The 3,786-nt window shown below is 60.4% G+C and carries 5 protein-coding genes; 1 reads left to right on the plus strand and 4 read right to left on the minus strand.

Annotated elements, in window-relative coordinates:
* Positions 1 to 77, plus strand: a 77-nt coding sequence (locus AC1DVH_RS27500) for a hypothetical protein (protein ID WP_477756446.1), incomplete at its 5' end; no start/stop codon positions are given.
* A gap of 136 nt (positions 78 to 213) precedes the next feature.
* On the opposite strand, the gene AC1DVH_RS27505 is transcribed toward AC1DVH_RS27500, so the two are convergent.
* From AC1DVH_RS27505 to AC1DVH_RS27520, 4 genes are all read right to left on the minus strand, one after another.
* A complete protein-coding gene (locus AC1DVH_RS27505) occupies positions 214 to 1,038 on the minus strand; it encodes an ABC transporter permease (RefSeq protein WP_046039496.1) in 825 nt (274 codons plus the stop codon).
* Positions 1,039 to 1,050: 12 nt separating this feature from the next.
* Positions 1,051 to 2,298: an ABC transporter permease gene (locus AC1DVH_RS27510; RefSeq protein WP_108216892.1), complete on the minus strand. Its 1,248-nt coding sequence runs from the start codon at positions 2,296 to 2,298 to the stop codon at positions 1,051 to 1,053.
* Positions 2,299 to 2,480: 182 nt separating this feature from the next.
* The gene (locus AC1DVH_RS27515) at positions 2,481 to 3,524 is read right to left on the minus strand and encodes an ABC transporter substrate-binding protein (RefSeq protein ID WP_477756444.1); all 1,044 of its coding nucleotides are present in this window, start codon (positions 3,522 to 3,524) and stop codon (positions 2,481 to 2,483) included.
* A gap of 48 nt (positions 3,525 to 3,572) precedes the next feature.
* Positions 3,573 to 3,786 (minus strand): TOBE domain-containing protein (locus AC1DVH_RS27520; RefSeq protein ID WP_477756445.1); only part of this gene is annotated, 214 nt, incomplete at its 5' end.

Consider the following 3,786-nt stretch of genomic DNA (forward strand, 5'->3'; position numbering starts at 1 on the left):
CCTTCTCGGTGATCCTGTTGCTGACCCTGGAATGGCTGCGCGGGCGAAGCGAGAAACTGCGTACGGCGCAGGTTTAAGCCTTCACACCAATCAACTGTAGGAGCGAGCTTGCTCGCGATGGTCGTCAACGATAACGCGGGCCTTCTGAATGCCCGCGTCGCACTCAGGTTCATCGCGAGCAAGCTCGCTCCTACAGTTGATTGGTGTGAAGGCTTAAACCTGCGCCGTACGCAGTTTCTCGCTTCGCCCGCGCAGCCATTCCAGGGTCAGCAACAGGATCACCGAGAAGGCAATCAGCAGCGTCGCGGCGGCAGCGATGGTCGGGCTGAGGTTTTCGCGGATGCCGCTGAACATCTGCCGTGGCAGGGTCGCTTGTTCGGGACCTGCGAGGAACAGCGTCACCACCACCTCATCGAACGAAGTCGCAAAGGCAAACAGCGCCCCCGAGATCACGCCCGGTGCAATCAGCGGCAAGGTCACCCGGCGGAACGTGGTCAACGGCGAAGCGCCCAGGCTTGCCGCGGCCCGTACCAGGTTCTGGTTGAACCCCTGCAAGGTCGCCGACACTGTGATGATCACAAACGGCACACCGAGCACGGCATGCACGACGATCAGCGAGGTGTAGCTGTTGCCAAATCCCAGTGGAGCGAAGGTCAGGTAACTGGCCACACCAATGATCACCACCGGCACCACCATCGGCGAAATCACTAGCGCCATCACCAGCGGCTTGCCCGGGAAATCGCCTCGGGTCAGGCCGATCGCCGCCAGCGTGCCGAAGATCATCGCCAGTACCGTCGCTGCCGGGGCCACGATGATGCTGTTCTTCAACGAACGCATCCATTCCGCCGAGGCAAAGAAGTCCTGGTACCAGTGCAGCGAAAAGCCTTGCAGCGGATAGACCAGAAAACTCCCCGAGTTGAACGACAGCGGAATGATCACCAGTACCGGCAGGATCAGGAACAACAGAATCAAGCCGCAGAGAATCCGCAAGCTGTAGAACCACACCCGTTCGATGGGCGACATATAAGGACTCAGCATTTCGTTCTCCCCTTAGCTCAGGCGCAGGCGGCTGGCGCCCACCAGCCAGCTGTAAATCAGATAAAGCACCACAGTCGCCAGCAGCAACAATCCACCGAGTGCGGTCGCCATGCCCCAGTTGATGCTGGTGTTGGTGTAGAAGGCGACGAAATAGCTGACCATCTGATCGTTCGGGCTGCCCAGCAATGCCGGGGTGATGTAGTAGCCGATGGCGAGGATGAACACCAACAGGCATCCGGCGCCGACACCGGCATAGGTCTGCGGGAAGTACACCCGCCAGAAACTGGCGAACGGATGGCAGCCGAGGGAAATCGCGGCACGCATATAGGTCGGCGAGATGCCTTTCATCACGCTGTAGATCGGCAGGATCATGAACGGCAGCAGGATGTGCACCATCGAGATGTAGACACCGACGCGGTTGAACACCAGCTCGATCGGCTTATCGATGATGCCCATGGCCATCAGGCCGCTGTTGATCAGGCCACCCGATTGCAGCAATACGATCCACGCCGCGACCCGCACCAGGATCGAGGTCCAGAACGGCAACAGCACCAGAATCATCAGCAGGTTGCTCTGCCGTGACGGCAGGTTCGCCAGCAGGTAAGCCAAGGGGTATGCCAGCACCAGGCAGATCACGGTGATGATCAGGCCCATCCAGAAGGTGCGGGCGAAGATGTCGAGGTAGATCGCCTGGTCCGGGGTGGCCGGGGCGATTTCGCCGAGGTCGTCGATGCGATGATCGACGGCCGCCAGCAGGTAATACGGGGTGATGCTGCTGGTGTTGCGGCGTACCGCTTGCCAGTAGGCCGGGTCGCCCCAACGTTCATCGAGACCTTCCAGCGCTTCTTTATAAGAAGCCGGCTCAGTGGCGAGCGGCAAGGCGCGGGCGGTTTTGGTCAGCAGGCTGCGGTAGCCGGCCAGTTCCATGTTCAGGCGCTTGGACAAATCGCCCAGGGTCTGGTTCTTGCGAGCGTCGGCGAGATCTTCGGCCGCCGCTTTGTAAACCGGTTCAGCGGGCAGGCCGCGGCCGTCCCAGCTGGCGATGGCGGTCACGGTGCGCGGCATGCCGCCGACCACTTCCGGGTTGCCAACGCTTTTGTAGAGCAGCGCCACGATCGGCACCAGGAACACCAGCAACAGAAACAGCACCAGCGGCGCGATCAACGCCTGGGCCTTCCAGCGGTTGACCCGCTCGGCGTGCTTGAGCCGCTGCTTCAAGGTGGGGCTGGTGCCCTCGTTCAGGGGAACGGCGATAGCCATGACGTACTCCGGGAATCTTTGATCGTTACAGAGGCGGCGAACCGCCCCTGTTGTGTTGAAACACCGCAACTTGTAGGAGTGAGCCTGCTCGCGATGAGGCCATCACATTCAACATCCATGTTGATTGACCCACCGCTTTCGCGAGCAAGCTCGCTCCTACAGCGTAAGCCCGCGGTGCGGTCTTACTTGGCAGCCCAGGCGTTGAAGCGCTGTTCCAGTTGCTCGCCGTTGTCAGCCCAGAAGCTGACGTCGATCTGCACCTGGTTGGCGATGTTCTCCGGGGTGGTCGGCATGTCTTTCAGGACATCCTTGGACAGCAACGGTACGGCTTGGGTGTTGGCCGGGCCGTAGGCGATGTTTTCCGAGTAGGTCTTCTGTTGTTGTGGCATCACCGAGTAAGCGATGAACTTCTTCGCCGCTTCGGCACGCGCCTTGTCCAGGCCTTTTGGAATGGCCCATGCGTCGAAGTCGTAGATGCCGCCGTTCCACACCACTTTCAGGTTGCTTTCTTTCTGCACGGCAGCGATCCGGCCGTTGTAGGCCGAACTCATGACCACGTCACCGGAAGCGAGGTATTGCGGCGGTTGTGCGCCGGCTTCCCACCACTGGATGTTCGGCTTGAGTTCATCGAGCTTCTTGAATGCGCGGTCCTGACCGTCCTTGCCGGCCAGCACTTTGTAGACGTCTTTCGGCGCAACGCCGTCGGCCATCAGTGCGAATTCCAGGGTGTACTTGGCGCCTTTACGCAGACCACGCTTGCCCGGGAACTGCTTGGTGTCCCAGAAATCCACCCAACTGGTCGGTGCGCTTTTCAGCTTGTCGGCGTTGTAGGCCAGCACGGTCGACCACACGAAGAAACCCACGCCGCAAGGCTGGATGGCGCCCTTGACGTAGTCTTCGTTCTTGCCGAACAACTTCGGATCGAGCTGCTCGAACATGTCTTCGTCGCAACCACGGGACAGTTCCGGCGATTCAACCTCTACCAGATCCCAGGACACGCTTTTGGTGTCGACCATGGCCTTGACCTTGGCCATTTCGCCGTTGTACTCGCCGGCCACGATCTTGCCGTTACCTGCCGCTTCCCACGGTGCGTAGAAGGCTTTGACCTGAGCCGCCTTGTTCGCGCCGCCAAAGGACACCACGGTCAGGTCCGGGCCAGCCGCCATTGCGTGTGCCGCGCCCATCATGCCCAGTGCCAAAGCGGTGAATTTCAGGGATCTCAACATTTATTGTTCTCTCCACGTGCAGGGTTGGTGTTGGTATTGCCGGGGCGATCAATGCGCCTCTAGAAGTGGGTCGAGTGCGCGAACGTGCTCGACCTGCCAGCCAAGCGGTACCACGTCGCCGACGGCGAGCGAGGGATCAAGCTCGGCAATCGGCTGTTTCACGAAGAAGTCGGTCTTGCCGCAGACTTCCATGCGCACCCGGACGTGGTCGCCCAGATAGATGAATTCTTCGACTCGCCCGGTGAAGCGGTTGACGCATTGG

It is taken from the genome of Pseudomonas sp. P4_C3 (assembly GCF_056402075.1).